Consider the following 4,124-nt stretch of genomic DNA (forward strand, 5'->3'; position numbering starts at 1 on the left):
ATGGTGATCACACCCGGGTGACAAGACGAACACCGGGTGGAGAACGCGCAGTTGCGCAGATGGGAATGCTGTCCTGGGCCGGAGAAGCCGACGCGTGCGGCGGAGCCGTGAGTGCGCCGCCGGCGGTCAGGCCTCGCCGTAGCGGGCGAGCAGCGCCGCGACGTAGGCCTCCAGGCGCGCCGCGAGCGTCACCGGGGTGAGGTCGCTGCGGCCGAGTTCACGCCAGGGCACCGCGACCTTCTCGGCGTCCGGTGCGAAGGCGAGGGCGTCCAGCAAACGCCAATAGAGGTGCTCCGCGGGGGAGTCGGCCAGGTGGCCGCCCGCGGCCGTGTAGCGGTCGCCGAAGCGCATCCCGGCCTCGGGGCCGTGCAGCAGGGCGAGGGCGGTGGCGCAGTGGGCCACGTCGAGGTCGGCGGGGCCCCAGGAGGTCTCGACCCAGTCGACGACATCGGTGATGCGCAGCCGGCCGCCGTGCCCGGAGAACAGGACGTTGCCCGGGTGGAAGTCGCGGTGCAGGAAGCGGCCTTCGTACGCGGGCGGGTCGCACCGTATGACGTCCACCGCGCGGGCCCACAGGTCCGGGCGGCTGGTGGCCTCGGGCGGATGGACGCGGTCGGGCGCCGTCCACGCCTGGCACACGCGGGGCCGGTCCTCCTCGCCGACGTGCAGTCCGTGGATGCGTACGAGTTGGCGGGCCATGAGCCAGGCCCGCGCCCCGGCCTCGGCGTCCTCCAGCCGTACGTCGCCCGGCAGGAGCGACATCAGCAGGGAGGGGTGGTCGCAGTGCTCCGCCGTCGCGTCGACGGCGTGGAACTCGGCGGCGGGGACGGCGGTCGGGCCGAGCAGCCTCAGGACCCGCGCCTCACGGGTGAGCAGCCCTTGAGCGTGCCGGAGATAGAAGGGCTTCACGAACGAGCGCAACACCAACTGGCGTCCGCCTCCGGCACCCGTGACCTCCAGTCGGCGCATCTGCGAGGTCCAGCCGCCGCGCAGCCACTGCGTCGACTCGACGCGTTCACCCTCGGACAGATGCCGGTGCACCCAGGCGCGGGTGGCTGTCCAGCCGGGTTCCGCTCGCTCTGTGGACACCCCGGCAGCCTATCGGGCCGGTCGTCCAGGTGCCGGCGAGACGCCGTCAGTCGGGGTCGGCGGGTGCCTTCGCGTGCTGCCGCGCCCTCGATGCGCGGAGAGCGGCCGCGTTGCCGCAGGACGGCACGTCGTGCCGGATCCCGCCGGCCCGCGCGGCGGCTGTGGTGACGGATCGCAGCAGGTCGGGTTGACGCGCTTCCCGGCGCGGCGCCCGCCGTGGAGGCCGGAGGCGCGGGCGCCATGGGTTAGCGTCGGGTTTGCTGGCTTTGTTGGCGCGGATGTGGTGGTTCCGGGGAGGGGACACGCGTGGTGCAGACGGCGTTTGACGAGTCCGAGCGGCGGGCGTGGGCGGGGCAGGCCGACGCCTATGCTGCGAGTTTTGCCAAGCTCTGTGCGTATCCGGTGCCTGAGCTCCTCGATGCCGCCGGGGTGCGGGAGGGTGTACGGGTCCTCGATGCCGGGACGGGCACGGGCACCGCCGCCGCACTCGCCTGCGAGAGACGGGCGAAGATGACGGCGGTGGATGCCGAACCCGCCATGGTCGCCCGGGCCGCGACGGCCGTTCCGGAAGCTGATGTGCGGCTTGCCGCTCTGCCGCGCCTGCCGTTCGCCGACGACGCGTTCGATGCCGTGGTCGGCAACTTCCTTCTCAACCATGTCGGACGGCCTCGGCAAGCCCTGGCGGAGTTGCGACGGGTGACGCGGCCGGGCGGGCGGATTGCCGTCACCATCTGGGCGGTTCCGACGGCCGCCGGGCAGGCCCTGCTGGGCAGGGCTGTCCAGGCGGCAGGCGTCACACGTCCGGCTCACCTGCCGGCCCTTGCTCCTGCAGACGACTTCCCCCGTACCGAACGGGGCTTCGCCGCTCTGCTCGAAGAGGCGCGTCTGACGAACGTCGGCTGCGAGACCCTGACCTGGGATCACCGGACGACGTGTGAGGAGTGGTGGAGCGGACCGGCCGCCGGAGTGGCGACGATCGGCCGGATCGTGACGAGCCAGGTCCCGGCGGTCGTCGCAGAAATCAAGATGCACTTCGAGTCGCTGTGCGCGGAGTTCGCTGATCCGGACGGCGTGCTGGTGCTGCCTCACGCTGCCCTGATGGCACATGGCCAGGTCTGACGTCGCCCTGCCCGAGCGGACGGGCTGATGCTTCGGCCGGTCGGCCTGCCGCCGGTGGACGTCTCTCCCTGTCGGCGACCGCCGTGTCCACGGGAGCGAGCCGGCCGCTTCGCCCAGCCCACCTGTCCGCGCTCCTGAACGCGGGTCCCGGCCGTCGCTGCCGGCGGCGCCGCCATCCGGCAGCGACGCCTCGCACCAGCGGGCCCCGTCGTCGCGGACGTACTCGGTGACAGTCGGACACGCGAGCGCACCAGGATCCGGTTACAGATCCGCGATCCAGGGATGCCCCGGGTGTACGCGGTCGAGCAGCCCGGCCAGGGTGTCGCGCTGAGCCAGGGACATGTGCGGGACGGTCGTGTCGAAGTCCGACTGGTCTTTTCGGCGGGCGTGCTTGGCCTTGAACAGCAGGACCATTTCGGGCGCCAGATACGGAATGCCGTCTTGGGTGTGGTGGATGATGTCGCTGTAAGGAAGCCGGATCCTCTCGTTGCGTCGGCAGATCCAGGTGTCGCCGTCGTGCGGTTCGCGGAACACGTCGAGCAGGTAGTTGTCGCCGGCGGGATCGCGGAGCCACGTCTGGTGTACGGCAGCCAGCACGTCCGGTGTGGCGTCCTCCCAGATCCGGCCGCTGCCGGGCGCGTCGAAGACATATCCGGGGAAGCGGTCGCGGACCTCGGGAAAGCTCGCGGCCGGAATCGCGATCTCGGTGTCTTCGTGAGCGCGCGTCTGCCTGCCGCGGAACAGGTCCAGCGCCCAGCCCGCGGCCACGTACCAGGGCGTACTGATCCCGGCCAGCCGTTGCGCGACCTCGGTCGGGGTCCAGCAGGACGACCACCTGGCAGAGAGGGCCGCGATCTCGTCGGGCGACAGCTCGATGCCGCCGCTGGGCAGTTGCTCGCTCACGGCTGGAACCTACCAGCGGAGTCGAACGTCCTGGGCGTACGGCGGCCTGGATGGATGTCCACCGCCGGCTCCGCGTGGGCCTTCGGGGCGGTTGTTCAGGCAGGGGCGGGGGCGTGCCGCTGTGCGTTGAGCAGCATCGTGATCAGGGACCTGGCGGTGGTGCGGAGCCGGTCCGGGTCCTGGTACACGCGCTCGATGACGACGGTGCCGCGGGTCATGGTCACCAGGACCCGTGCGGCCTCGGCGGGCGGGACGGCGAGCAGGCCGACGGCGTCCTCGCGGGAGAGCCGCTCGGCCAGGACGCCTTCGAGGCGGTCCAGCATGCCGCGGATTGCGGCCCGGATCGGTTCGGCGTCCGCCTGCGTGTCGGTGGCGGTCTTGGTCGACAGGCAGCCGCGGGCGGGGGTGCCGCGGGTCATGGAGTCGATCGTGAAGTCGAAGAAGTCCTCCAGCGCCCGCCTGACGGCCGGCTGGTCCAGGGTGGCGGAGGCCTCGGCGAGGAAGGCGTCCGCGTAGTCCTGGAAGACGCGGAGGAAGAGCGACTCCTTGTCGCGGTACGCGTTGTAGAGCGATCCGCGCTGCACGCCGGTGGCGGTCGCCAGGTCCTGCATGGAGGTCGCGCCGTAGCCCTGGTTCCAGAAGACGTCCAGGATCCGCCCCAAAGTGTGCTGCTCATCGAATTGACGCCGTCCAGCCATGACCTCAGCCTACGGCGTCTTTGACGGACCCGGCGCTGACGATGGCCCTCTCCGCCTATCTCTACTCGTACGTCTTCGCCCGCAGCGGCCAGGAACACCGCGTCCTCTTCCTCATCGGCGCCGCGGCGCTCGTCCTGGCACTCGTCGTCGGGGTGGTCGGACGGTTCGCCCGCGGGCGCGCGGGGGAACGCGAGGTCCCGGGCGAGGTCCCGGGCGAGGTCCCGGGCACAGCTCCTGGCTGGGTCCCGGGCACAGCCCCCGGCGAGGCCTCAGATCAGATGAGGTCGTTGCTTGCCGCGTCGCAGGTGAGCGCGC

General features: G+C 71.7%; 4 protein-coding genes and 1 pseudogene. 2 read left to right on the forward strand and 3 right to left on the reverse strand.

The features are described from left to right. Positions 1 to 126: 126 nt before the first annotated feature. Complete coding sequence (locus tag AC3ET4_RS30360; protein ID WP_431955116.1) at positions 127 to 1,089, reverse strand: phosphotransferase family protein; 963 nt, start codon at positions 1,087 to 1,089, stop codon at positions 127 to 129. Positions 1,090 to 1,395: 306 nt separating this feature from the next. On the opposite strand from AC3ET4_RS30360, the gene AC3ET4_RS30365 reads away from it, so the two are divergent. Further along, positions 1,396 to 2,208 (forward strand): class I SAM-dependent methyltransferase, encoded by an 813-nt coding sequence (locus AC3ET4_RS30365; protein WP_431955118.1) that lies wholly within the window; start codon positions 1,396 to 1,398, stop codon positions 2,206 to 2,208. A gap of 261 nt (positions 2,209 to 2,469) precedes the next feature. Here the strand turns inward: AC3ET4_RS30365 and AC3ET4_RS30370 are convergent, their stop codons facing one another. Together AC3ET4_RS30370 and AC3ET4_RS30375 are read right to left on the reverse strand one after the other, a co-directional pair. Next, positions 2,470 to 3,111 (reverse strand): nucleotidyltransferase domain-containing protein, encoded by a 642-nt coding sequence (locus AC3ET4_RS30370; RefSeq protein ID WP_431955120.1) that lies wholly within the window; start codon positions 3,109 to 3,111, stop codon positions 2,470 to 2,472. Positions 3,112 to 3,206: 95 nt separating this feature from the next. Then, on the reverse strand, positions 3,207 to 3,809 hold the full coding sequence (locus AC3ET4_RS30375; protein ID WP_431955122.1) for a TetR/AcrR family transcriptional regulator: 603 nt from the start codon (positions 3,807 to 3,809) through the stop codon (positions 3,207 to 3,209). Positions 3,810 to 3,829: 20 nt separating this feature from the next. Between AC3ET4_RS30375 and AC3ET4_RS30380 the strand changes: the two are divergent. Beyond that, a pseudogene (locus tag AC3ET4_RS30380) lies at positions 3,830 to 4,124 on the forward strand (hypothetical protein); the annotation flags it as partial.

The sequence above is a fragment of the Actinacidiphila sp. bgisy167 genome (genome assembly GCF_057707665.1).